21 protein-coding genes are annotated in these 23,358 nt (G+C 57.9%); 11 read left to right on the forward strand and 10 right to left on the reverse strand.

Annotated features, from left to right (window positions below):
- The first annotated feature begins 72 nt into the window (after nt 1–72).
- Both E4021_RS00815 and E4021_RS00820 read left to right on the forward strand, forming a co-directional pair.
- The gene (locus E4021_RS00815; RefSeq protein WP_136455997.1) at nt 73–2,538 is read left to right on the forward strand and encodes a GDSL-type esterase/lipase family protein; all 2,466 of its coding nucleotides are present in this window, start codon (nt 73–75) and stop codon (nt 2,536–2,538) included.
- Nucleotides 2,539–2,805: 267 nt separating this feature from the next.
- Nucleotides 2,806–3,894 (forward strand): CgeB family protein, encoded by a 1,089-nt coding sequence (locus E4021_RS00820; protein ID WP_136455998.1) that lies wholly within the window; start codon nt 2,806–2,808, stop codon nt 3,892–3,894.
- On the opposite strand, the gene yaaA is transcribed toward E4021_RS00820, so the two are convergent.
- The 3 genes from yaaA to rseP are packed head-to-tail and all read right to left on the reverse strand — an operon-like array spanning nt 3,891 to nt 6,502.
- Nucleotides 3,891–4,646 (reverse strand): peroxide stress protein YaaA, encoded by a 756-nt coding sequence (gene yaaA, locus E4021_RS00825; RefSeq protein WP_136455999.1) that lies wholly within the window; start codon nt 4,644–4,646, stop codon nt 3,891–3,893. The genes E4021_RS00820 and yaaA overlap by 4 nt on opposite strands.
- Before the next feature lie 3 nt (nt 4,647–4,649).
- Nucleotides 4,650–5,159 carry an iron-sulfur cluster co-chaperone HscB C-terminal domain-containing protein gene (locus tag E4021_RS00830; protein ID WP_136456000.1) on the reverse strand — a complete coding sequence of 170 codons (510 nt, stop codon included), beginning with the start codon at nt 5,157–5,159 and terminating at the stop codon, nt 4,650–4,652.
- Complete coding sequence (gene rseP / locus E4021_RS00835) at nt 5,159–6,502, reverse strand: RIP metalloprotease RseP (RefSeq protein WP_136456001.1); 1,344 nt, start codon at nt 6,500–6,502, stop codon at nt 5,159–5,161. Before rseP ends, E4021_RS00830 begins: the two co-directional genes overlap by 1 nt.
- Nucleotides 6,503–6,787: 285 nt before the next feature.
- On the opposite strand from rseP, the gene E4021_RS00840 reads away from it, so the two are divergent.
- The 4 genes from E4021_RS00840 to E4021_RS00855 all read left to right on the forward strand — a co-directional run bounded on the left by E4021_RS00840 (nt 6,788) and on the right by E4021_RS00855 (nt 10,836).
- Nucleotides 6,788–7,639, forward strand: a complete 852-nt coding sequence (locus tag E4021_RS00840) for a prephenate dehydratase (protein ID WP_136456002.1) — start codon at nt 6,788–6,790, stop codon at nt 7,637–7,639.
- An 8-nt stretch (nt 7,640–7,647) separates the two neighbouring features.
- Nucleotides 7,648–8,856 carry a pyridoxal phosphate-dependent aminotransferase gene (locus E4021_RS00845; RefSeq protein WP_211096940.1) on the forward strand — a complete coding sequence of 403 codons (1,209 nt, stop codon included), beginning with the start codon at nt 7,648–7,650 and terminating at the stop codon, nt 8,854–8,856.
- Nucleotides 8,853–9,695: a prephenate dehydrogenase gene (locus E4021_RS00850; RefSeq protein WP_136456003.1), complete on the forward strand. Its 843-nt coding sequence runs from the start codon at nt 8,853–8,855 to the stop codon at nt 9,693–9,695. The genes E4021_RS00845 and E4021_RS00850 overlap by 4 nt, the downstream gene beginning before the upstream one ends.
- Before the next feature lie 61 nt (nt 9,696–9,756).
- Nucleotides 9,757–10,836, forward strand: a complete 1,080-nt coding sequence (locus tag E4021_RS00855) for a chorismate mutase (RefSeq protein WP_136456004.1) — start codon at nt 9,757–9,759, stop codon at nt 10,834–10,836.
- A 137-nt stretch (nt 10,837–10,973) separates the two neighbouring features.
- Here the strand turns inward: E4021_RS00855 and E4021_RS00860 are convergent, their stop codons facing one another.
- The 3 genes from E4021_RS00860 to E4021_RS00870 form a co-directional block, all read right to left on the reverse strand.
- The gene (locus E4021_RS00860; protein WP_136456005.1) at nt 10,974–11,273 is read right to left on the reverse strand and encodes a putative quinol monooxygenase; all 300 of its coding nucleotides are present in this window, start codon (nt 11,271–11,273) and stop codon (nt 10,974–10,976) included.
- 68 nt (nt 11,274–11,341) lie between these two features.
- Entirely contained in the window at nt 11,342–12,439 is a 1,098-nt protein-coding gene (gene ychF, locus E4021_RS00865; protein ID WP_136456006.1) for a redox-regulated ATPase YchF, read from the reverse strand.
- A 70-nt stretch (nt 12,440–12,509) separates the two neighbouring features.
- Nucleotides 12,510–13,139 carry a rhomboid family intramembrane serine protease gene (locus E4021_RS00870; RefSeq protein WP_136456007.1) on the reverse strand — a complete coding sequence of 210 codons (630 nt, stop codon included), beginning with the start codon at nt 13,137–13,139 and terminating at the stop codon, nt 12,510–12,512.
- Nucleotides 13,140–13,187: 48 nt separating this feature from the next.
- Here E4021_RS00870 and E4021_RS00875 point away from each other — a divergent pair, with 48 nt between their 5' ends.
- On the forward strand, nt 13,188–13,607 hold the full coding sequence (locus E4021_RS00875) for a Dabb family protein (protein WP_136456008.1): 420 nt from the start codon (nt 13,188–13,190) through the stop codon (nt 13,605–13,607).
- Here the strand turns inward: E4021_RS00875 and E4021_RS00880 are convergent.
- From E4021_RS00880 to pyrR, 3 genes are read right to left on the reverse strand one after another with little or no spacing between them, the layout of a single operon-like run.
- The gene (locus tag E4021_RS00880) at nt 13,599–14,813 is read right to left on the reverse strand and encodes a 1-acyl-sn-glycerol-3-phosphate acyltransferase (protein ID WP_136456009.1); all 1,215 of its coding nucleotides are present in this window, start codon (nt 14,811–14,813) and stop codon (nt 13,599–13,601) included. The genes E4021_RS00875 and E4021_RS00880 overlap by 9 nt on opposite strands.
- Entirely contained in the window at nt 14,814–15,758 is a 945-nt protein-coding gene (locus E4021_RS00885) for an aspartate carbamoyltransferase catalytic subunit (protein WP_136456010.1), read from the reverse strand. It lies immediately after the preceding gene.
- 2 nt (nt 15,759–15,760) lie between these two features.
- Nucleotides 15,761–16,306 (reverse strand): bifunctional pyr operon transcriptional regulator/uracil phosphoribosyltransferase PyrR, encoded by a 546-nt coding sequence (pyrR, locus tag E4021_RS00890; RefSeq protein WP_246050188.1) that lies wholly within the window; start codon nt 16,304–16,306, stop codon nt 15,761–15,763.
- A gap of 155 nt (nt 16,307–16,461) precedes the next feature.
- On the opposite strand from pyrR, the gene E4021_RS00895 reads away from it, so the two are divergent.
- Genes E4021_RS00895 through folE form a run of 3 tightly spaced genes read left to right on the forward strand, consistent with a single transcriptional unit; the run spans nt 16,462 to nt 19,204 of the window.
- Nucleotides 16,462–18,147, forward strand: coding sequence for a GNAT family N-acetyltransferase (locus E4021_RS00895; RefSeq protein WP_136456012.1), 1,686 nt, complete (start codon nt 16,462–16,464; stop codon nt 18,145–18,147).
- Between the two features lie 28 nt (nt 18,148–18,175).
- Complete coding sequence (locus E4021_RS00900) at nt 18,176–18,604, forward strand: 6-pyruvoyl trahydropterin synthase family protein (RefSeq protein ID WP_136456013.1); 429 nt, start codon at nt 18,176–18,178, stop codon at nt 18,602–18,604.
- 3 nt (nt 18,605–18,607) lie between these two features.
- Nucleotides 18,608–19,204, forward strand: coding sequence for a GTP cyclohydrolase I FolE (folE, locus tag E4021_RS00905; RefSeq protein ID WP_136456014.1), 597 nt, complete (start codon nt 18,608–18,610; stop codon nt 19,202–19,204).
- Nucleotides 19,205–19,279: 75 nt separating this feature from the next.
- On the opposite strand, the gene E4021_RS00910 is transcribed toward folE, so the two are convergent.
- A complete protein-coding gene (locus E4021_RS00910) occupies nt 19,280–20,599 on the reverse strand; it encodes an aspartate kinase (RefSeq protein ID WP_136456015.1) in 1,320 nt (439 codons plus the stop codon).
- 1,122 nt (nt 20,600–21,721) lie between these two features.
- Between E4021_RS00910 and E4021_RS00915 the strand changes: the two genes are divergently transcribed.
- Nucleotides 21,722–23,068, forward strand: coding sequence for a (Fe-S)-binding protein (locus E4021_RS00915; protein ID WP_136456016.1), 1,347 nt, complete (start codon nt 21,722–21,724; stop codon nt 23,066–23,068).
- Nucleotides 23,069–23,358: the final 290 nt, after the last annotated feature.

A 23,358-nucleotide genomic window follows, 5' to 3' on the forward strand; every position in this document is an offset into this window, starting at 1 on the left:
CGTAAATCAATTTCCCAAACTAGAAATATTGGGTTTTCTTTACCTCGAAGTTGTTGTTAAACCACGCGCACTATGTCACCCACACCTACCCCGTTAGTTACCCTTTACCTGTTGTTACTGGGCACCCTGCTGCCGCAGCAAGGTTTTACGCAGGCCCGAGACAGCCTGTTGATCGACTTCGGTACCGTGCCCTCCGCGCTGCCCTGGAACAACCTCCCGGATTTCGCGGGTGGGAGTATCGCATCCCTGACCAACAGTCGTTCGCTGCCGACGTCTTATTCCATCTCCGTAACCGATGCCTTTACGGGGGTCAATACGGCGGGTACGCAGGATGCCGACCCAGAACTCGGATTGCCGGCTTCGGCCACCGGGGACAGCTTTTTCGGAAATACCGGGGAGTTTGGAGGATCGACGGAGCCCACCGGTGCCGTAACGCTAAGCGGATTGCGCACCGACAAGGAATATACCCTTACCATCTTCGCCTCCCGTAACGGGGCGAACGATAACCGGGAAGCAGCCTATGTCCTGGAAGGGGAATCCACCGAAACCGTATACCTGGATGCGGCAAACAATGAAAGTGGGGTGGTACGGATCACGCAGGTCCCCGCCGCCGACGGGACCATCCGCCTGCAAGCGGGTCCAGGGCCCAATAACGACAACCCGACCGGTTTCTACTATCTCGGTGCAGTCATCGTGAGCTACGATCAGGAGGACACGCCGCCCCCACCGCCGCCGCCTCCTACCGGGCCCGATGAATTGGATACGGTACTCGTGGACTTCGGGGGCAGTTCGACCAGTCCCGCACCCTGGAACAACATCACCGACCCGGATGCCGGGTCCATTGCCGACCTGCAGAACTCCAGTGGCTTTCAAACGGGCTACGGACTCAACATTTACGACCGCTTCAATAACATCAATACCAACGGGACGCTCAATCCAAATTCCGATCTCGACCTGGTCGCTTCCGCCACCGGAGACAGCTTTTTCGGTAACGTTTCGGAATTCGGCGGCCGCACCGAACCCACCGCCGGGCTGGAACTCACCGGACTGAACCCGGAAAAAACCTACAGCGTCGAGCTCTTCGCCTCCCGCAGCGCGAGCGACAACCGCGAAACGCAATACATCGTCACCGGAGCAACCAGGGACTCGGTCTATCTTGACGTTGCGTCCAACGCCGACAGTATCGCCGTTGCGACCCTCCAGCCCTCGGCTGAAGGCACCCTCCGCATCGACGTCGGGCCCGGTCCTAATAATACAAACGGTTCCAAGTTCTACTACCTCGGTGTCCTGCGGCTAACCTACGCCAACGAAGACGCGGCGGGAGAGACCACCCTGAAGCTGACCGCCCCGAACGGCGGCGAATTCTGGCAGGCGGGCAAAACCCCCTCCATCACCTGGGAGTCACAGAACCTTACGGATGTCGTCCTTGAATATTCGATCAACAACGGACAAGATTGGACGACCATCGATACCGTACCGGCTTTTGACCGGTCGTATTCCTGGACGGTACCGGCCACGCCGACCGACTCCGCCCTGGTACGGATCCTGGCCGACAGTCTTTTCGACGTCAGCGATTCGGTCTTTGAAATTTCCTCCGACACCACCAGCTGTACAATCGTCGTCCTTGGCTCCTCCACGGCCGAAGGTACCGGTGCCTCAAACCCCGACAGCGCGTGGGTGAACCGGTACGCAGACTACCTGTCCGACGACACCCGCTACGAAGTGGTCAACCTGGCCCGCGGGGGGTACACCACCTACCATATCCTGCCCACGGGCGCGGACGTTCCGGCCGGGGTCAACATTACTCCGGACCCGACACGGAACATCACCCGGGCCCTGGAATACGATCCTTTTGCGGTGATCATCAACATGCCTTCCAACGACGCGGCCAATAACTTCCCCGTCGAAGACCAACTGGAAAATTTTGCTGCAGTGATAACCATGGCACGCGAGGCGGGGGTAGAAGTATGGGTAGCCACTACCCAACCCCGTAATTTTACCAACACCTCTCAGGTGGAACTGCAGCGGGAGGTACGGGATTCGTTGTTCGCGATTTACGGCGATCGGGCGATTGATTTCTGGACGGGCGTGGCCGACGGGAACGGATTCATCTTGGACAGCCTCGACAGTGGTGACGGCATCCACCTGAACGATGCCGGTCACCGCCTGCTCTTCGATCGGGTGGTTGATCTGCGTCTGGACACCTTTGATTGTTCGGGTATGACCGATCCGGTCCGGTCGATCATCACCTCCCTGTCCGGCGTGTCGGTTTTTCCGAATCCGAACAGCACCGGCGTGCTCAACATTACATTACCCGCGGAAGTAAGCGGACTGGTTGAGGTGAGGATCATCGATCTGCTGGGCCGTGAACGGTTCCGGCAGGAGGGCCGGATCGCTTCCGGGGGGCAGCAACGTCTGCAGATCCCTACCGGTGACTTTGCCGGGCGGACCGGGGCAGGGGAGTACTTCATTTGCCTGGTGACCGTGAAGGATGGTAACCATTGGCGCCGCCAGGCCGTGGGCGTGATGATCAGATAAGGAAACGAGTTTATGGGATGCGATCGTTCCAACTGGATGGGTTAGGCCGGCAAACCCATAACCCTGGTCCAAATACGCTCGCAACAGGCTGCTCCATCCCAGTGACATCGGATGTCGTCGCCACCAGTGACCAATAGCGACGACCTAGGCGCGAGCGGGTGACCATAGCTTGCGGTATGGCCGATTGCGACACTTGGCTGACAGTTTTAAGGGAATACTAACGCCAGGAATTAGGGTGCACCTGGGGCGCATGCGTACCTTGGTGCGGTGAATTTGTCCGAACAGACCCTTGATTTGGTCATCATTGGCCGGTCAATACTGAGCAGCCACGTTAACCCGACGGCGCAGTTGTACCGTGGGCTGATCAATGAGCTTTCCCATTACGGTCACCGGACCACCTACCTCGAGCCCCTGGACCGTCAGGCTCGTGCGCCCCGCGACATGTTCAAGTCGCCCTATTGCGAGGTGTGGTCCTACGAAAGCATTGAAGTTCTGCTGCGGGAATACCTGCCCGCCATCGCATCGGCCGATCTGGTCATGCTGGGTTCCGGCGTGCCGGGGGCGGACCGCATCGCGCAGTGGATTGCCAACGAGGCCCGCGGCATCAAGCTGTATTACGATACCGACCTGAGCCGGACGCTAAACAGCCTGGACGCGAATTCGACCTGCCCGTTGTGCCTTTCCCCTGCGTCGGTGACGGCCTTCAATATGTACTTGTCGACCACTGGTGGGCCGGCCCTGCAGCGGCTGTGCGCGGACTACGCCGTGCGCAATGTGCGGCCCCTTTACGAGAGCATCGATCCTTTCGCCTTTTACCGGATGGACATCGAAAAGACCTACGATCTGGGCTTTATTGGAACCTACAAGGCGGAACGTAGCACGCTCCTGGACGACCTGCTGCTGAAACCCGCCGCAATGACGCCCAATAGGCGTTTCGCCCTGGCCGGGGAAGGCTACCCCGCGGATATCGTGGTACCGGATAACCTTACTTACCTGGAGCACCTTCCGGAAACCAACCGCGTAGACTTCTACAACCGGCAATCCTGTACCCTCATCATTGGGCAAAGCAACCGCAGGCGCTTCGGGTATACCCCAACGGTGCAATTGCTGGCGGCCGCTGCCTGCGGAGTGCCGATTCTCTCCGATGCCTGGACGGGGTTGGATGAATTTTTCGAGCACAACCGCGATATCTTTTGCGTGCATGACCACCATGAGGTGCTCGACGTGCTGTACGGTACGGATGAGGCTACCAAACGGAAGGTTGGCGCAAACGCGCGTGAGCGGGTCCTTTCCACGCACACAACCGCCCAACGTGCGCGGCAGCTGCTGGCCTATTGGGAAGAGATCGCGGATTAGTCGCGGACGTACACCCAGTCGTTTTCTTCACTTAAATCCTCCCGGAAAACATAGTCGTTCACGACAAGTTCCCGCAAGGGTTCAGCCGTGCGGATACCCTCAAGGGTTATCAGGCGAGCCATTCGGCCCCGCGCCTTTTTCGCATTGAAGGGTATGATGCGATAACTCCCCTGTCGGTTCTCCTTGAAGTGAATGTTGAGGATCCGGCCGTTTAATCTATCCTCCTGTATACTGCGGAAGTACTCCTTACTTGCCAGGTTCAGCACCAGACCGGTTCCATCCTCCGCCAGGTCCTCATTAAGCAGGTCTGTGATCCGGTGGTCCCAGAATGCATAAAGGCTATTGCCTCGGTCATTGGCCAGGCGGGTACCCATTTCCAGGCGGTAGGGTTGCATCAGATCGCTGGGGCGCAGGAGCCCGTATAGTCCGGAAAGGATGCGGATCTGCCGTTCGGCGAAGGCAAATTCACGTTCGGTGAAGTCGTCCGCTTCCAGGTCTTGGTATACGTCCCCCTTGAAGGCCAGCAAGGCGGCCTTTCCCGCGGGCTTGTCGGTTTCGAAGGACTGATATCTTTCGTAATTCAGCTCGGCCAACTTTTCACTGATCGACATCAACTCACCCAGTTCCGAGACCGATTGTTGCTGCAGGTGGTCTACGAGTTGGTGGGTGTCCGCAAGCATACGGGGTAGGGTGCCTCCCGCTTCGGCGGGGGACATATCCAGCGTCTTGGCCGGAGAGAGTAAAATTAACATGGGTTAAATCTTTTCGCGCAGGCGAAGCAAATACCGCCGCTTCAGGTAGTAGTCTTTCAATTGGTCGAGCTCCTCCTGGGTTACCCGGTCGTCGTCGTAGTGCTCGATGATGCTTTCAACGTCGCGGTCGAGGTCGGCCTCCAGTTGGTCGATCAGTCCGGCCACCTTTTGCCGCACGCTGGGGTCGTCCTCAAACTCGAGTTCCATCAGGGCTTCATTCACCTCCATGATTTCCATGAGAAAATCCTGGGGGACCTGGTTGCTGCCTTCCTCACCCAGTACGTTTTTGATCTCGAGGAGGTGCTTAAGGCGCAGATCGTCGTCGGCGAGTACCTTGTAGCCCTGGTTGTTGAGGGTGCTTTTCTCCAAGACTTCTTGCTGAGCGGCATCGTCTTCCAGCGTGTGGAAGTCCGGGTGGAATTGCTTGGAGAAGGCGTAAAACTTACGCTTCAGTGCCGCCTGATCCACCGTCGGGGAGGGGCGTAAATCGAAAAAGCTGAAATAGTCCGTCATTAGTTATTGATCCAGCGCCAGATGTCTAGTCCGTTGGCGAGTACCACCAGACCCAGTACGATCACGAATCCGACCATGGTGGCGCGCTCCATGAATTTGTCGCTCGGTTTCCGCCCGGTCACTACCTCATATAAAAGGAACATAACGTGGCCGCCGTCGAGTGCGGGGATAGGCAGCAGGTTCATGAAGGCCAGGATCAGGGAAAGGGAAGCGGTCATATACCAGAAGCGTTCCCAGTTCCATGTGTTACCAAACATGGAGCCAATGCTGGCAAAACCGCCGAGGCTTTCGGTGACCTTGATCTTACCGGCAAACATCTGGCCAAAGGCCTTGAACTGATCGCCGAGGAAGTTGACGCCCTGATTGACGCCGGCGGGAATAGACTCCAGAAAGCCGTACTCCTGCCGCTCCGTGTCGTAGAAATAGTTGGGGGGCGCTACCGCTACGCCGATCATGCCTTCTTCGGATAGCGTCAGCGGTACTTCATTGACTTGCTCGCTTTCCTTAGGCTGTATACCAAGGGTGATGGTCTGACCTTTCTTTTGCCGGATCACCTCGGTGACCTGGTCAAAATACGGGGTAGGGGTGCCGTCGACGCTTACTACCCGGTCTTCTTTCTGCAGTCCGGCTTCCTCGGCGGGACCGCCCGGTGCTACGTCGGCCACCACCAGCGGCATGCGCATGGTGAACAGGCGGGCGTTCTTGTTTTCGTACCGCGTGAGCAGGTCGGTCCACTTGGGGTCGACCTCTACCGCTACTTCCTGACCGTTACGGTTGACGTCGATGTTCCGGGCATTATTAATGGCTATTTCCCGGAGGACGATGCGGTCGTTGAAACGCTCGAAGGGCACATTGCCAACCCGCAGGATGTGGTCGCCGCTTTCCAGACCGATCTCGCGTCCCAGGCTATCGGCGGCGATGCCAGCGGTGATGTTCTCCGCCGGAAAGTATTCCTCGCCGTAGCCGAAGAGGACCATGGCGTAGATGAAAAAGCCCAGGAAGAAGTTTACCGTCACGCCGCCGAGCATAATGATCAGGCGCTGCCAGGCCGGCTTGGCCCTGAATTCCCACGGCTGCGGCTCCTGTTCCATCTGTTCGGTATCGAAGCTCTCGTCAATCATGCCGCTGATCTTCACGTAGCCGCCCAGGGGGAGCCAGCCGATACCGTACTCGGTCTCGCCGATCTGTTTCTTGAACAGGCTGAAACCCGGGTCGAAAAACAGGTAGAATTTTTCAACCCGCGTACCGAAAAGCCGCGCCGGAAGGAAGTGGCCGAATTCGTGGAGCACGATCAAAATTGAAAGGCTCAGGACCAGCTGCCCAACGGTAATCAAAGTATCCATACGGTAAAGTTAGAGCCCGGGAGTTGAATCGCGTACCGGGTCAATTAGTAACGAGCGGGCGAAGCTATGGTTGAGCGCCCATCAATTCGGCGTAGTTGCCAGAACAACATTTTGTGTTTCAAAAACAAGGCCGTAGGTTTGTGGCACGATGACAAAAAACACTTTCTATTTCTGGTTTAGCTTTTACTGCCTACGCGAGTAGGGGGCAGCTGAACGTACCAAAGGAAAGTTACAGCAATGGCGGTCCCCCACATCCGGGAGCCGCTTTTTTTATTTCAGCAGCCTATGCAACCAACTACCGCCCTGCGGCAAATCCGCGTCAGCATTCAAGGCTACGCGGGCGCCTTCCACGAAGCCGCCGCGCGTATGCATTTCCACGACCGGGAAGTGGTCACCGTGCCCGGGCACACCTTTTCCGAGGTGGTGCACCAAGTGGAGCACCAACAAAGCGACGTAGCGCTCATGGCCATCGAGAATACCCTCGCCGGCAGCCTGATGGAGAATTACGACCTGCTGCAACGTTCGGAACTGCGCATCACTGGAGAGGTCTACCTTCGCATCCGCCAAAACCTGATGGCCCTGCCCGGCGTACATATCGAGGAGCTGCGGGAAGTTTACTCCCATCCCATCGCCCTGATGCAGGTCCGGGAATTCTTCAAGGCCTGGCCCCGAATCAAGCTGGTAGAATCCGCCGATACGGCCCTGAGCGCTCGCCACGTCAAGGAAAGCCAGGACCGAACGCGCGGTGCCGTAGCCCACACCCTTGCGGCGGAACTGTACGGTTTGGACATTCTGGCCCAGGGCATCGAAACCAACAAACTAAACCATACCCGCTTCCTGGTGCTCGAACGCGGGCGCGACGTCAGCGGCGACGACGGCGACAAGGTGAGCATGAGTTTCTCGGTCAGCCACGAAGCCGGAAGCCTGTCGCGGGTACTGATGGTGCTGGACGCCTACAAGATCAACCTGACCAAGATCCAGAGCACCCCGATCGTAGGCCGGCCCTGGCAATATCGTTTTTACGTCGACTTCCTCCTTAACGGCAGCATCACCCTGAACGAGGCCCTCGCCGGCATTCGTCCCATCACCCAGGAACTGCGCATCCTGGGCATCTACTCCTCCGGCGAAAAACCCTGAATGTGATTATGACCCCCCAAACGACCTTCTTACCCATTCTGCCGGACAGCGACCGGCTCGGGGAAACCCAGGAGTACTACTTCAGCATGAAATTGCGGGAGATTGCCGAACTCCGTTCGCGTGGCCACGCTATCCTCAACCTGGGGATCGGCAGTCCCGATCTTCCCCCGGCACCGGAAGTCCTTGAAGCACTGACCGAAAGCGCCCGCCAGCCCGATAGCCACGGCTATCAGCCTTACACCGGGCGGCCCGAACTGCGGGAAGCCTTTGCCCGGTGGTACGCTACTTATTTCGGGGTAGACCTGGATCCCACCTGCGAATTATTACCCCTGATGGGCAGCAAGGAAGGCATCATGCATATCAGTATGTCGTTCCTCAATCCCGGCGATGAGGTGCTGGTCCCCGATCCCGGCTACCCAACCTACCGCTCGGCCACCGAACTGGCGGGTGGGGTAGTGCGCGGCTACGCATTAACGGACTCAGGTGGCTGGCTGCCAGACCTGGAAGCATTGGAAAACGAAGGGCTGGATAAGGTCAAGATCATGTGGATCAACTACCCCCACATGCCCACCGGGGCGGCTGCGCCCGCGGGCTTCTTTCACCGGCTAATCGAATTTGCCCGCCGCAACCGTATCCTGCTGGTCAACGACAACCCGTACGCCTTTATCCTGACCGATTCGGTACAGAGCATTCTCTCGGTGCCGGGCGCGCGTGAGGTAGCGCTGGAGCTTTCCAGCCTGAGTAAGGCCCAGAACATGGCCGGTTGGCGAGTGGGCGTGCTGGCCGGAGCCGAGCCGTACCTGCAGACCGTCCTCCGCTTCAAGTCCAACATGGACAGTGGCATGTTCCTTCCCGTGCAGCGCGCCGCCACCGTAGCACTAGGGCTCGGCAGTGAATGGTACGCGGCCCTGAACGCGGAATACCGTAAGCGGCGCGAGGTGGCCTACCGCATTATGGACGCGCTGGACTGCCACTACCGGCGCGATCAGGTAGGACTGTTCGTCTGGGCCCGCTGCCCCGGCGGCACCGACGGCTACGGCACCTGCGACCGCGCCCTCTACGAAAAGGATGTATTCATCACGCCGGGCGGCATTTTCGGTCCGGCCGGCAATGATTACGTCCGCATCAGCCTGTGCAGCCCCATTCCGGTACTTGAGGAGGCCCTCTCCCGTCTGGGCGGCGGCGCGCGGGTACCCCATCAATCCCAGCCGCAATGATCGTAGGTATCATCGGAATTGGACTCATCGGAGGATCGCTGGCCATCAGCCTGAAAGAGAGCGGGATGGGCGTACGCGTGATTGGCATGGACGCCAGCCAGGACAATCTCGACAAGGCGGTGCGCCGCCGGCTGATTGACGAGGACGTGCCCCTGGAAGAGGGTGTTCCGCGCTGCGACGTGATCGTGCTGGCCACGCCCATGGACGCGATGCTGGAACTGCTCCCACGGCTGCTGGACATCGTCCGACCTCACCAGACCCTGCTCGACGTGGGCTCCACGAAAGAAACGCTGCTTACCCGCGTCAAGGGCCACCCCAACCGGGGGCGTTTCGTGGCCTGTCATCCCATGGCCGGCACGGAATTCAGTGGTCCGGAGGCCGCGGTACCCAACCTCTTCACGGGTAAGACCTGCGTGTTGGTCGACGCTCACGACAGCGACCCGGACGCGGTAGATGTGGCCAAGCGCGTATTTGCGAGCGCGGGTATGACCTTCACCCATCTGGAAAGCCGGGCCCACGACCTCCACTGCGCGTACGTGAGCCACATTTCTCACATTGCCAGCTTCGCCCTGGCCCTGACCGTACTGGAAAAGGAAAAGGACGAACAGCGCATTTTCGAACTGGCCAGCTCCGGCTTCGGGTCTACGGTACGCCTGGCGAAAAGCTCGCCCGACATGTGGGTGCCCATATTCCGGCAGAACCGCGACCACGTACTGGACGTGCTGGACGAGCACATCGAGCAGCTCTCCCGATTCCGTACGCAACTTATTAAACGGGATTTCGACGGCTTCCACGAGCGTATCCGTCGGGCCAACCAGATTACCAAGATATTAACCTGAACCATTACTTCAGAAACCCCATCACGGGGCATTAAAAATCAGCCATTTAAATATCACTACCATGGAAATGAAAATTAATAAGGTCATCGAACCCACTCCCGGCCGCGGTATCGTAATTGCCGGCCCGTGCAGCGCCGAGACCGAAGGACAGGTCATGCAATGCGCCAAGGACCTCGCCAAGCTGAACCAGGTAGACCTGTTTCGCTCCGGCATCTGGAAGCCCCGCACGCGCCCCGGCAGCTTCGAGGGGGTAGGCAAGGAAGGATTGTCGTGGCTTAAGCGGGTCAAGGAAGAGACCGGCCTGAAAACCACCACCGAAGTGGCGAACGCCAGTCACGTATACGACTGCCTGAAGGCGGGTATCGACGTCGTCTGGTTAGGCGCCCGAACGACGGTCAACCCCTTCAGCGTTCAGGAGGTGGCCGACGCGCTGAACGGAACGGATATTCCCGTCCTCATCAAGAACCCCATCAACCCTGACCTGGGCCTCTGGATCGGCGCCGTAGAGCGGATCTACAAGGCCGGCATCACCCGCATCGGACTCATCCACCGCGGGTTCAGCTACCACGGCGAGACGATTTACCGTAACGTACCGCGCTGGCAGATGGCCATTGAAATGAAGCGCCGCTTCCCCGATCTGCAGATGGTGGTCGACAACAGCCACATCTGTGGTCGCCGCGACCTCCTGGCTGAAGTGGCCCAGGAAGCGCTGAACCTGAACTACGACGGATTGATGACCGAAGTACACCCCCGCCCGGACGAAGCCTGGTCCGACGCCGCCCAACAGATTACCCCCGCCGCCTTCGGCGAACTGCTGGAAGGACTGCGCCTGCGCAAACCCACGGCCGATGAAATGGAAATGGAACGCCTGACCGAACTGCGCCGGCAAATCGACGAGATCGACAGCGACCTGATCGGCATGCTCGGCCGCCGCATGAAACTCGCCGACAAGATCGGTGAATTCAAGGCGGAACGGAACATCGCCGTCCTCCAGGAAAGTCGGTGGGAAGAAGTACTAAAGGAATCCAGCAAACGCGGCAAGGACCATGGCCTGAGCGAGGATTTTATGATCAGCTACCTGCGCGCCATTCACCAGGAAAGCATTGACCACCAGGATGCTATTGTAAATAAGGTAAAGTAGTTCGTTAGTTTTTTAGTCAGTTAGTTCTTTAGGGGATGTTTTATAGTACCCCCTAAAGAACTAACTGACTAAAAGCCTAAAGCATTAAAAGCCTAAAGCACTAAAAGCATAAAGCACTAAAAGCCTAAAGAACTAATTCACTCCATACCACAAAGTAAATCCGCCTCCATCACGTCGGGTTCCCGTTTCCACACCTGGCTGATCTTGGCGTGAAAGGCGTTGTGTTCCTCGTCGTTGACGTGTTGCTCGAAATAACTGTAGTCCTCCCAGCACTCCATGGTGGCGAAGCGGGCGGGATTGTGGCGGTCGCGGATCAGGTAGAAAAAGAGGCAACCGGGTTTGGCGCGACTTGCCTTGGCGTGGTCGTGGAAGTTGGAAGCGAACGCGTCGGCGTCTTCCAGTTCGAACTGGGCGGTGAGGTAGAGTTGCTTGGCCATGTTTGGTGGGGGTTTACCCCGTAACGGCAAGCAGCGAATGGGGTTTAACCCGGGAGTAGGATTGCGGATCAGACGTTGAAACGGAAGTGCATCACGTCGCCGTCCTGTACCACGTATTCCTTGCCTTCGACATTTAGCTTTCCATTGTCGCGGGCACCGGCTTCGCTGCCGAAGGCCACGAAATCCTCGTAGTGGATGACCTCGGCGCGGATGAAGCCTTTCTCGAAATCGGAGTGGATAACGCCGGCCGCACCGGGTGCCTTGGTGCCGCGGTGGACGGTCCAGGCCCGGACTTCCTTTTCACCGGCGGTGAAGTAGGTGATCAGGTCCAGCAGCTCGTAGCTGGCGCGGATGACCTTGTTGACGCCCGGTTCGGTGAGTCCCATTTCCTCGATGAATTCCGCGCGTTCTTCCCGGGTCTCCAGTTCGGCGATATCCGCCTCGATGCCCGCGGAGATCAGGATGACCTCGGCGTTCTCCTCGGCCACCGAGGCCCGGAAGTTTTTGGTGTGCTCGTTACCGTCGTCAATGCTGTCGATATCGACGTTGCAGACGTACAGGATGGGCTTGCTGGTCAGTAGCATCAGGTCGTCGACCACGGCCTGACCCTCTTCGGAGGTCTCAAAGCTCCGGGCGGGTTTTTCGCTTTCGAGGTGGGCCAGGAGGGCTTCGCCAACTTCGACGATACGTTTGGCCTCCTTGTCGCCGCTTTTGGCGGTGCGGCGGAACTTTTCGACCCGCTTTTCCACGGTCTCAATGTCTTTCAGGATGAGCTCGGTATCGATAATCATCTTGTCGCGGACGGGATCCACGTTGCCGTCGACGTGCACGACATTGTCGTCTTCAAAGCAGCGGACCACGTGCAGAATAGCGTCCGTTTCGCGGATGTTGCCCAGGAACTGGTTGCCGAGTCCTTCCCCCTTACTGGCCCCCTTGATGAGTCCGGCAATGTCGACAATGTCGACGGTGGTGGGGATGACCTTTTGCGGATTAACCAGCTCCTCGAGCTTGTCCAGGCGCGGATCGGGAACGGTGATCACGCCCAGGTTGGGATCCTTGGTGGCGAAGGGGTAGTTGGCGGCGAGGGCCTTGGCTGAGGTCAGCGCGTTGAAGAGGGTGGATTTCCCTACGTTCGGCAGGCCGACGATACCACACTTGAGTCCCATACTATACACGTTTTGCTAAAGGCGGGCAAAGGTACGACGCGGCGGCCGTCCGCGAAAAACCCACGGCAAATTAGAAATTGGGTCCCTTGGGTTGCATCAATTCCTCCAGGAAGTACGACATCAGCGCCGGCTCGAAGGCGAGCACCAATATGGAGTAGGCAATCAGTCCGAAGATTGCGCCCCAAAGGTGAGCGTTGTGGCCGATATTGCCCTGGCCCCGCTTGTCGGCGTAGTGAGAATACAGGATGTAGCCGATACCCAGCAGGATGGCCGGCAGGGGCGGAAAGATGAACCAATTCCAGGGGGCAAGCATCACGTAGGGCCAGATGGTCGCCGCCACCCCGCCGGAGGCGCCCAGGCTGGCGTACATCCGGTTATCCTGGTGCCGGACATAATCCGGGATACTGGCCGCAACGATCGCCGCCAAGTAAAAGAGCAGGTAAGCAAGTTTACCGATCGTCGGGCCGAAGAGGTACTCGGTAAAGACGAATTCCACCGAACCGCCGAAGATGTACAGCGCGTACATATTGAACAGCAGGTGTTGGAAGTCGGCGTGGATAAAGCCGTGGGTCAGAAAGCGGTAGTACTCACCACGTGCCTTGATGGCGGAGGGCAGAAAGATCAACTTCCCGCGCAGTTCCGGGTTGTTGAAGGCCTGCCAGGAGATCAGCACGGTGATCAGGATGAGAATAATGGTCATGGTGAAGATTTACGGCCGTGGGCTATCTTGCCCGCATAAGCTACATCAATGAACTACCGACCGCTTTTGTTGCCCTGCCTGCTGTTCTTCGTCTTTGCGACCAACAGCTGCGTAGCTCAGAATACCCAATCAACCGACATGACCGAAATCACCCAGCCGGGTATGGCCCACACCGTTTACTTCTGGCTCCAGGAAGGCCTCAGTGAGGACGAACTGCAAAGCTTCGAGGCAGGAATGCGAAGCCTGGCCGCCTCACCCACCGTCCGGCGCGTTTTCGTCGGCAAACCGGCGGCTACGCCTTCGCGTGGAGTGGTTGATAACAGTTTTGATTATTCGCTCGTGCTCTGGTTCGACGACGTCGCCGGTCACGATGCCTACCAGGTCTCGCCCGCACACCTCAAGTTCGTCGAGGACCACGAGGCCAAGTTCAAGGAGGTCTGCGTTTTCGACAACGACGTGCTAGAGTAGCGCCTCCCGCATCCGCTGGAGTTCTTCCCGCTCCGCTACCGAAAGCTGCATAAATTTCCGGTGTCCCCGCCAGTCGAGCCAATCCTCAACTTTCCGTAGCGCCCATCGGACTGTCAGCAATGAAAGGATTAACCAGACCGCTACCGGCCAGGGAAGGAAAAACACGGCCGGGAGATACAACAGGGTGATCACCGCAATGGCCGCGAACCGCACGGGACTGTAAAATTCCACGGTCTTGGGCCCGCGCAGCGCAATGGTCTCCGCGAGCAGCCATCCGGGCAACTGAGGAAGCAGGAGCACCGCGGCGGGGAGGGCCGTCAGGGGCATTTTGATGGCACTAGTCATGGGTGGCGCCACGTCGTCATCGCGTAGCCCGTGTTTTTTCAATCGGGCGGCGTAGCGCAGGGTGCCGGCCATGTCGGGCAATGCGCCGCTGGAGGTGGCGAGCTCCGCATCGAGCGTTTTCCCGGAGTGCGTAATGCCGCGTTGTCCCCGCGCAGCCGCGTGGTCCCGCGTTTCCAGTACGGTATCGAAAGCCGCGACGTCCACCCCATCTGGCAATTGTACTACCAGGGTAGACAATGCCGTTCGCAGGTCGTCGGTCAGTGACCGCATGGCCGTCATTTCCTGCTTGCGGTATTCACTTAGGTAGCGGCTGGCCAGGAGGGGTTCGCCGCAACGGATCATGACTTTGGATCTGGTTTGGTCGGCAGCCGTGAAGTTTACCCCCACCGGGACGATGTAGACTTCCCGCAGCGTATTGTCGCGATCGAGGGCACCAAGTGCGATGCGAGCCGTGCCCTTGCGGAGCGGGCGCAGTCGTTTTTCATGAATGCAGCGTCCTTCCGCCAGAATCATTAGGGCACGGTGCTGGCTTAGTGCGGTGTAGCACTCATCGAAGGTGTCGTAGTTACGGACCAGTTTATCGTAGCCACCGTCCTGAATCCGGTAAACGGGCAGCATGTTCAGCGCGCGAAGAACCAGGGTGGCCACCGTACTGCGGAACAGATCGCCGCGGGCCAGGAAATGCAGGGTGCGGGACTGGAAGCAGGCCAGCAGGCAGGGTTCGATAAAGGCGGTCGGATGGTTAGCGGCCAGGATGACCGGCGCATCGCGGGGAATGTGGTCCAAGCCCGTGATGTCGATGTTGCGGTAATAATACGACAGTACATAACGGGCTACCGGCCGCACCAGGTAGTACAACATCTATGCTTCGTTGCGGCGGGCAGCCAGGAGGTAAAGCACTGCCATTCGTACCGCCACTCCGTTCTCAACCTGCTGCAGAATGATACTGTGCTCGGAATCGGCGACTTCGGTGTCGATTTCCACCCCGCGGTTGATGGGGCCGGGGTGCATGATCACGATCGGCTTGTCGAGACGCGCCATTCTTTCCTTGGTAATGCCGAAGTAGCGGTTGTACTCCCGCAGGCTGGGAATGTACTTGGTGTCTTGACGCTCCAATTGAATGCGGAGTACGTTCGCCACGTCGCACCAATGGAGGCTTTCCTGCACGTCGAAGCTCGTTTCTACCCCCAGGCTGCCGATGTGCTTGGGGATAAGTGTTGGGGGGCCGCAAACCCTGACGTGGGCTCCTAGACGCTGCAGACAAAATATATTGGATAGCGCCACCCGGGAATGGGTAATGTCACCAAATATGCAGATTCGTTTGCCGCGCAGTTCCGTGCCCAGCGCATCGCGCATGGAGTAGGCATCGAGCAGGGCCTGGGTGGGGTGTTCGTGGGTACCGTCGCCCGCGTTAACGATGCTGGCGTCGATCTTGCCGGCCAGAAAGTGGTGGGCACCCGGAGCTGGGTGGCGCATGACGACCATATCCACCTTCATCGCCAGGATATTATTGACGGTGTCGAGCAGCGACTCACCTTTCTTAACCGACGAACTGGAGGCGCTGAAATTGACGGTATCGGCGCTGAGGCGCTTTTCGGCCAGTTCGAAGCTGATGCGGGTACGGGTGGAGTTCTCGAAGAAAAGGTTGGCGATGGTGATGTCGCGCAGACTGGGCACTTTCTTGATCGGCCGGTTGATCACCTCCTTGAACTCGCGGGCGGTATCCAGTACTAGCTCCACGTCGGCCGCAGTGAGGTACTTGATGCCCAGGACGTGTTTGGTGGAGAGTTGCTGAACGGAGGCCATAGCTATCGTTGGGAGCCGAGGAGTAAGATTTGGTCGGTACCGTGGGTTTCCTGCCACTGTACGTCGACGTATTCGTCGGTGAGAGAATCCACCAGCACGCCGCGGTAATTGGCCTGTACCGGAAGGGTGCGGCGGAAGCGGCGATCGACCATCACAAGAAGTTCCACCGCCGAGGGGCGCCCGTAGTGGTTAAGGGCGGTCATGGCGCTCAGCACGGTGCGTCCGCTAAACAGCACATCGTCGACCAGGATTACGCGTTTGTCCTCCACCAGGAAGTTGATGGTGGTGGGGTGGGCGGTCAGCGGTCCGGCCTTGGTTCGGAAGTCGTCGCGGTAAAAGGTGATGTCGAGTTTGCCGAAGGGCAGTCGTAAGACCCCCAGTTCCTGGAGGCGCTGGTGGAGTCGCTCGGCAAGTTGTACGCCGCCGGTCTGGATGCCGATAAGGCAGCTGTCGGCGAAATCTCCGTGCTCCTCGATGAGGTGCCGGCAGAGTCGCTCGATGGTCAGGGCGAAGCGCGCGCTGTCGTGTATGGTGCGGGAATTGGCCACGGTGCGAAGGTAGGCAATTAGGTGAAACGAACCCGCCGGGGAAATCGCCGCGCGGTGCCCCGCCATCAGTTGTGCGCGTGCGGGCTTTGGCGCTGAACTACGCGTGCAACGCTCCGTTTAGCAGTACGTTTACGATGAAAACGGCAACCTAAATTATGCAGTACCGTCCTGGTCGGGAAAGCGACTTCACCCATCTGCCCACCTTTGTCTGGCAGGCCATCTACCCGGCCTTTGATCTTCCGGATCTGAGCGAGGAGCAGCGTGCGGAGAACGACCGTGCGGTGGCCGAGGCCCGCGACAGGGTACTGCTTGCCCTCACCGATCCCCGAGCAACCGTGATTACGGCCTGGGACGAGCGGCGCCGGGGATTGGCAGGCTATATCGTTGTGACGAAGGCGGGCAAGTTCTCCGCAACCATCGATCAACTCGTCGTGCGGCGCAGCGAGTGGGGCACGGGAACGGCTGTGGAACTATTGGACCGCGCCGCCAGGAAAACCGGGATGGAGCGTGACCTGCTGGTGGCCGTCCGGCCCTATAACCAGCGCGCGTTGGCCTTTTTCAGCAAGCACGGATTTGAAGATACGGGTGAGTCCGCCGGTGAAGTCTATCCCGATCGGCCCCTGTGGCGGCGGGCGGGGGAAGCGTCGGTGGCCGCAACCGACGGTGAGTTTCCGACGGAGGCCGACGAGCCGCACTTCGCGCCGGTTTACGAGTCGCTCCCGGACTACAATCTGGCCACCGAGGAACTGTCGGCGGAACCCCTGTTTGATCCGGAGCAGTCCAGTCTGGACGAGCAGCAACTAAGCGAACTCGAGGCCTTTATAGCGCGTGCCAAAGCCCAAAAAAGCAGGGAACTGCAGGAGCCGAGCGAAAAAAAAAGTCCGGTTGAGTCCAGCACGCCGACGATAAACTACGCCAGCAAGCACCCGGAGATTGAACTGGAGATTGATTTCGGAGGTGAGGAACCCACCGACCCGGAAAAGGGTAGGGGGTCGATACCATTTGAGTTTGCTTTTGACGAGACGGATACGGAACCCGCGCCCCGCCGCCCGGAAGAAGTGGCACAGGAAGAAACGGATACGGTCATCGACGATCCGCTGGAGCTGCGGGAAATACCCGAACCTGAGCCGGTGGAGACGCCCCGGGAGTTGCGTGGCGCCTTTGAAGATCAGCTGGGAGAACGGCTGGCGGCCTATTTCGGTGCCGATGCGCTACCCGAATACCTGGGTGTGTACTGGAAGGCGGACAATTTTCACCGTATCCGTGATGTGGCGCTGCAGGGGCTTACAACTTTTCTAAATGCCCGTCCGGGACCAAAACGCGCGGCCCGGCGTCGGCGCAACGTGATCGCCGAGTTGATCGAATACTTTGTCGTGGAGACGGCCGGGGCGGTCCACGGGGGGCAAATCGCGCAGCGGGTATTGCGGTACCAGGGGGCGGATTGGAAAAAGGTCGATTTGTTCAAGCTGGTTATGGACTACCTGAACTTCGGAGAGGATGCGGACGGAGTGTACACGGATTTCGTGTCCCTGCCGCCGCGGATTCTCAAGAACGCCACCGCTTCCTACCTGCAAGCTACGCGCGATGAGCGGGTGTTTTTTATTTATGATCAGAGCCTCTTTGGATCTGGTAAACAGGGTTTTGCGGTGACCGACGCCACCATTTACTGGAAGAATATCCTGCAGCCCGCCGGAGCGGCTACGTACACCACGCTGCGGACCCTGGAACGGCGGGGCGATCACCTTTTGATCGACGGACAGTACTTTGATGCCGGGAAGGCGCTCAACCTACGCGTGGCCTTGTTGTTGGATAAGCTCCGTCGGATGGAGCTCGACGATTGATTACCTTTGCACCCCCAAATTGGCCAGCATGCATTACTTGACCCGTCGTGAAACGTTCAATTCCGCCCACAAGCTTGCCGTGGAGGAATGGCCGGATGACCGCAACCGCGAGGTCTTCGGCAAGTGTGCCAACCGCAACTGGCACGGGCACAATTACGACCTGCGCGTGACCGTGTGCGGTACGCCGGACCCCGTCACCGGATTCGTTATGGACGCCAAGGTGCTTTCCGGCATTGTCAAATCCGAGGTCGTCGATCACCTCGACCACGCCAACCTGAATCTGGACATCGACTGGTTCAAGGACGGTCGTCAACCCACTACCGAGAACCTGACCAGCGAGATCTGGAAGCACCTGGAAGAGCGGGTGGCCGCCGCCGGATCCAAGCTTTACCGGGTCCGCCTTTACGAGACCGAAAATATCTACGCCGACTACTACGGTCCGGCGGGAAGACCATAATCTATGCCGCTAAAACAAGTCCTCAAATACGATGAGGAAACCACCGACACCATCAGCGACCACTACACCCGCATCCTGCAGGATATCGGGGAAGACCCGGCGCGTGAAGGACTAATGAAAACGCCCGTACGGGCCGCGAAGGCCATGCAGTTTCTGACGCAGGGCTACGAAATGAACGCGGAGAATATTCTCCGTTCGGCAATGTTTGCTGAGGACTATTCCGAGATGGTCATAGTCAAGGATATTGAGTTTTATTCCCTCTGTGAGCACCATATGCTACCCTTCTTCGGCAAGGCGCACGTGGCGTATATCCCCGACGGTTACATAGTCGGACTGAGCAAAATTCCCCGGGTGATTGAGGTGTTTTCGCGCCGTTTGCAGGTGCAGGAACGGCTTACCGACGACGTGCTGCAGGCCATTCATTCCACCCTTAATCCGCTTGGCGTAGCAGTGGTGATGGAAGCGCGTCACATGTGCATGATGATGCGCGGCGTGCAAAAACAGAGCAGCGTGACGACCACCTCGGCTTTTACGGGCGCATTCAAGTCCGAGCGTACCCGCAATGAGTTCCTGAAGCTGATCACCAGCAACCTGCACTAGCGATATAACCAAGCCCATGGCACAGCCACTCCCTCTGATGTTAGAGTGGCCGGCGGTCTGGCGCGCTACGAATAATTAACGCAGGATCTCTCCTTCTTCCTTGCGGCGCATTATGGGTACGTCTTTGACGACCATCTGCAGCGTAAGCGGCAGGCGTCCTTCAAGCATATTGACCTTGCCCCGGCGCAGGCTGTCGACGATCTCCGGAGTGTAGTGCCGGATGGTGATCAGTTCGAGGTGGCGGTCGACCGTGGTCTTGAAGTGGCGATCGATGAGGGCGCAGAACCGCTCTACCCGGTCGTCGATGTCATTGACCACCACGTTGAAGCTGATGGCGGTATTCTGCATCATGTTGACCTGCAGGCGCGTGGTGGTGATGTGCTCGAACAGTTCGCGGATGTGGTGCTCGGCCACGAAACTGAAGTCGCGGGTACTGATGTTGATCAGCGCCTGCTCACGCTCCACGGCTACCATGGGTGGGTATACGTCGCCTGCTTCGTCGGTAACGTAGGTCCCTTCCAGTTGGGGATCGATGAAGGAACGGACGTAGAGCGGGATACTCTTGTTTTGGAGGGGTTTGATGGTTTTGGGGTGAATGACCTTGGCACCGTAGTAGGTCATTTCGATGGCTTCCTTGTAACTGAGCCGGTCGATCTTCGTGACGTTGTCGAATAGTCGTGGATCGGCGGTCAGGACACCCGGTACGTCCTTCCAGATGCTCATGGCTTCGGCGTCGAGGCAGTAACTGAAGATGGCGGCGGAATAGTCGGAGCCCTCACGTCCAAGGGTCGTGGTATAGTTTTCGCTGGTGTTGCCGATGAATCCCTGCGTGAGCACGAAATCAGTCTGCTGCAACAGGGGTGGGACCAAGCGTTCGGCGCGTTCCATCGTTTCGGGCCACTTTACCCAGCCTTCGCGGTAGGTGTTGTCGGTCTGGATCACGTCGCGGGCGTCGAGCCAGCTGGTGGGCAACCCGATGCGGTTCAGGTAGGCCGCCACGATGTGCGAACTGACGAGTTCGCCCAGGCTGACGATCTGATCGTAATCGTAATCGTACTCGGCGTTCGGGGCTTCGTCCAGGGCCCACTCGACCGAAACGAACAGGTCGTTGACGGACGCCGTCAGCGATTCGGGAACCTCGGCAAACAAATTATTGATCACTGCGGTGGCCCCTGAGTGGATGGCGGCGAGTTTTTCTTTGGCTTCGGCGGCATCGCCTTGCCAATAGCTATTGGCTACTTCCTCCAGGGCATTCGTGGTCTTGCCCATGGCGGACACTACGATGACCAGCTTCTTGCCGGCGAAGCGTTCGAGGATGGAACCTACGTGGCGAATGGCGTCGGCGTCCCTGAGTGAAGCACCTCCGAATTTGAAAACGTTGACCTGTTGCTGCATAATGGCGCAAAGGTAAAAAGGGTTTGGGAGGTGGCAAGGGGGCAGGGGGGCGTTGGATCAAGGGGCCAAGGGGTCAATCTGGGCCTAGCGGCTGATCGCTCGTATTGTGGGCCGGCTGAGGGATTGTATACGGACGGTGCCGACCTAAATCTAGGGTGTTGGAAAAATGCCGGCCGCTGGCCGCGTAGTTGAAGGAGAATAGTGCAGGGGCTAACACCTCGACCATTTGATTAGCCGGGCACAGTTCCCAATCGACCGATGCTCCGATCTTGGAGGACTGGACGTGAGAATCTTTTACTTAGTTGCGAGAATCCACCGTTTGGGGGTGCACCATTTTAATCAGGACGCTATACGACGTAAGGCTCCTCTAAGAGGGTGGGTCAACCTAGTACTTCCAACTGTGCCAAATTGATTAGCACCACATGACATAGGTTCTCTCCCGAGTAGGTGGGAGAATCTATTTATTTGTTTTGTTCCAGATTGGTCCGCTTCCTGGAAGACGTAGTGTCGTTTGTGGGAAATTTCAGCCCTTGGGCGGGTATACATGGCGTCAGCGCCAAATTGAACTTAAGGCCCTTCAAAGTGAGTGGAAATACTACCCCTTGGATCTGTACCCATAGGTATCTACACTGTAGGAGGTAAGGCGTCAATAAGTGAATGGGAGATTTTACCCCTCTGGTCTGTTCCCGAAGGTCAGCACCCTATATGATATGACGTACGGCTCCTCTGAGTGGGTGGGAGAACCCACCCGACCGCCGCCGCACAGCTCCCCTTCTTCCACGCCAACCACCGCCCACACCGGTGGCCTTTCCGCGACAGTGACTGAAAGTAAGCGGAGGAGGGGTTAACCGTCAGTTGCCGCTGACCTTTCGGTACCACAAAGGGGCGATCATCTGACTATATTTTATTGAAGAGGCGTCGGCGGGGTAGGGTGTCATCGGACTGCGCGCTGCGCGGTCCGTCCACCGCCGGATGGTCCAAAAGTATGGAGAAGTATTCATTTTAACAAACAAATTGTGTTTAATTTGTGGGCGCAAACCCCACTTAACTGGACGAAGACATCTAGCGAAATTTCGCTAACAAATGTTGGGTGCTCCGCCCCGTAATTCTACCTTTACCCTTATGGTACAGTCGATCATCTTCGCGCTCGTGGCGCTCCTGGCCCTGGGGTTTGCCTACTTTCAGTTCCGAAAGGTACACGCTAACGTTATGTTGGGTAAAGATGAGGCCGTCACCGGTCCGACGGGCGAGCGGTGGCGGAACATGCTGTTAGTAGCGTTTGGCCAGAAAAAAATGTTCAAGCGGCCCATTCCGGCGATCCTGCACTTCATGCTTTACGCCGCCTTTGTGTTTACCCAGATCGAACTCATAGAAATTTTCATTGACGGCATTTTCGGGGTTCACCGGTGGTTTCTCGGACCGCTGGGCGGCATGTACAACTTCATCATCAGTACAATTGAACTGCTGAGTATTCTGGCCTTCGTCGCTACGGTAATTTTCCTGGTGCGCCGCAACGTCCTGTTCATTCCCCGCTTCCACAAGCCGGAAATGCAGGGGTGGCCGAAGCTTGATGCCAACCTGATCCTGGTTTTCGAACTGATCCTGCTGGCCTGCATCTTCACCATGAACGGTACCGACGTGGTACTGCAAGACATGGACCCCGACCATTACCGTCCCACCAACTTCGCCGTAAGTGGCTTCTTGGGTCCGGTAATTTTCGGTGGTCTTGAAGCTTCTACGCTCTACACCCTGGAGAGGGTAGGTTGGTGGGGTCACATCATCATGGTATTCGTCTTTCTCAATTACCTGCCGAAGTCGAAGCACCTGCACATTCTCCTCGCTTTTCCCAACACCTGGTACGCCCGCCTTAAGCCTCGGGGCGAAATGATCAATATGCCCGAGGTCATGAATGAGGTGAAATCGATGATGGGACTCGGCGATCCCAACGCTCCCGAACCCGATATGAACGCCGCACTCCCGGAATTCGGGGCTGACGACGTGACCGAAATGAGCTGGATTGACGTCCTGGGCGCCTACAGCTGCACGGAATGCGGACGATGCACCGCCGTCTGCCCTGCCAACATCACCGGCAAAAAATTGAGCCCACGCAAGATCGTCATGAACGTCCGCGATCGGGCCGAGGAGATTGGCGAAAAGATTCGCAGCGGTAATCAAGAATTTGCCCCCGATAAGGAAGCCGCGCTGAGCCGTACCAATTTTGACGACGGTCGCAACCTCTGGGACTACATCACCCGCGAAGAAATTCACGCCTGTACCACCTGCAACGCCTGCGTTGAGGCCTGTCCGGTGCTCATCAATCCCCTGGAAATGATCAACAAGATGCGCCGCCATGAGATCCTCACCGAAGCCCAGGGACCCGCCGACTGGATGCCGCTCTTCAACAGCATCGAGAACCAGCAACGCGCGTGGAGCGTCGGGACTTCGCGTACGGCCTGGACTGAAGGTTGAGAGTATTGGGTTGTGAAGTTTTTGCGTTGAAGAGTTCTTGGAGGTTCTGCGGTGGAAACCTCATGGGTTTGGGTAAAGGGGCTACTGCGATACGTCTGATTTAACTTCCCGGCGTTGGCAGACTGGACCTCCTCATCAAAGTAGACATTGACCTCGGTCGAAGCGGTTGGAATCTTTAACCCCTTCGATCCACGTCTAATGTCAAGACCATTGAAAAAATTCACTCGAGCCGAGAAGCTGGAGATCGTCATTTAAGTGTACCTCAAATCAAATGATAGCTACTCTTTGCA

Source organism: Neolewinella litorea, assembly GCF_004803465.1.
GTDB classification, from domain to species: domain Bacteria; phylum Bacteroidota; class Bacteroidia; order Chitinophagales; family Saprospiraceae; genus Neolewinella; species Neolewinella litorea.

What these genes read in the sequence shown, in the direction of transcription:
- E4021_RS00815 (WP_136455997.1), top strand. Translation starts at nt 73, where the DNA reads ATGTCACCCACACCTACCCCGTTAGTTACCCTTTACCTGTTGTTACTG.
- yaaA (WP_136455999.1), bottom strand. Translation starts at nt 4,646, where the DNA reads ATGTTAATTTTACTCTCTCCGGCCAAGACGCTGGATATGTCCCCCGCC.
- E4021_RS00830 (WP_136456000.1), bottom strand. Translation starts at nt 5,159, where the DNA reads ATGACGGACTATTTCAGCTTTTTCGATTTACGCCCCTCCCCGACGGTG.
- rseP (WP_136456001.1), bottom strand. Translation starts at nt 6,502, where the DNA reads ATGGATACTTTGATTACCGTTGGGCAGCTGGTCCTGAGCCTTTCAATT.
- E4021_RS00840 (WP_136456002.1), top strand. Translation starts at nt 6,788, where the DNA reads ATGCAACCAACTACCGCCCTGCGGCAAATCCGCGTCAGCATTCAAGGC.
- E4021_RS00845 (WP_211096940.1), top strand. Translation starts at nt 7,648, where the DNA reads ATGACCCCCCAAACGACCTTCTTACCCATTCTGCCGGACAGCGACCGG.
- E4021_RS00850 (WP_136456003.1), top strand. Translation starts at nt 8,853, where the DNA reads ATGATCGTAGGTATCATCGGAATTGGACTCATCGGAGGATCGCTGGCC.
- E4021_RS00855 (WP_136456004.1), top strand. Translation starts at nt 9,757, where the DNA reads ATGGAAATGAAAATTAATAAGGTCATCGAACCCACTCCCGGCCGCGGT.
- E4021_RS00860 (WP_136456005.1), bottom strand. Translation starts at nt 11,273, where the DNA reads ATGGCCAAGCAACTCTACCTCACCGCCCAGTTCGAACTGGAAGACGCC.
- ychF (WP_136456006.1), bottom strand. Translation starts at nt 12,439, where the DNA reads ATGGGACTCAAGTGTGGTATCGTCGGCCTGCCGAACGTAGGGAAATCC.
- E4021_RS00870 (WP_136456007.1), bottom strand. Translation starts at nt 13,139, where the DNA reads ATGACCATTATTCTCATCCTGATCACCGTGCTGATCTCCTGGCAGGCC.
- E4021_RS00875 (WP_136456008.1), top strand. Translation starts at nt 13,188, where the DNA reads ATGAACTACCGACCGCTTTTGTTGCCCTGCCTGCTGTTCTTCGTCTTT.
- E4021_RS00880 (WP_136456009.1), bottom strand. Translation starts at nt 14,813, where the DNA reads ATGTTGTACTACCTGGTGCGGCCGGTAGCCCGTTATGTACTGTCGTAT.
- E4021_RS00885 (WP_136456010.1), bottom strand. Translation starts at nt 15,758, where the DNA reads ATGGCCTCCGTTCAGCAACTCTCCACCAAACACGTCCTGGGCATCAAG.
- E4021_RS00895 (WP_136456012.1), top strand. Translation starts at nt 16,462, where the DNA reads ATGCAGTACCGTCCTGGTCGGGAAAGCGACTTCACCCATCTGCCCACC.
- E4021_RS00900 (WP_136456013.1), top strand. Translation starts at nt 18,176, where the DNA reads ATGCATTACTTGACCCGTCGTGAAACGTTCAATTCCGCCCACAAGCTT.
- folE (WP_136456014.1), top strand. Translation starts at nt 18,608, where the DNA reads ATGCCGCTAAAACAAGTCCTCAAATACGATGAGGAAACCACCGACACC.
- E4021_RS00910 (WP_136456015.1), bottom strand. Translation starts at nt 20,599, where the DNA reads ATGCAGCAACAGGTCAACGTTTTCAAATTCGGAGGTGCTTCACTCAGG.
- E4021_RS00915 (WP_136456016.1), top strand. Translation starts at nt 21,722, where the DNA reads ATGGTACAGTCGATCATCTTCGCGCTCGTGGCGCTCCTGGCCCTGGGG.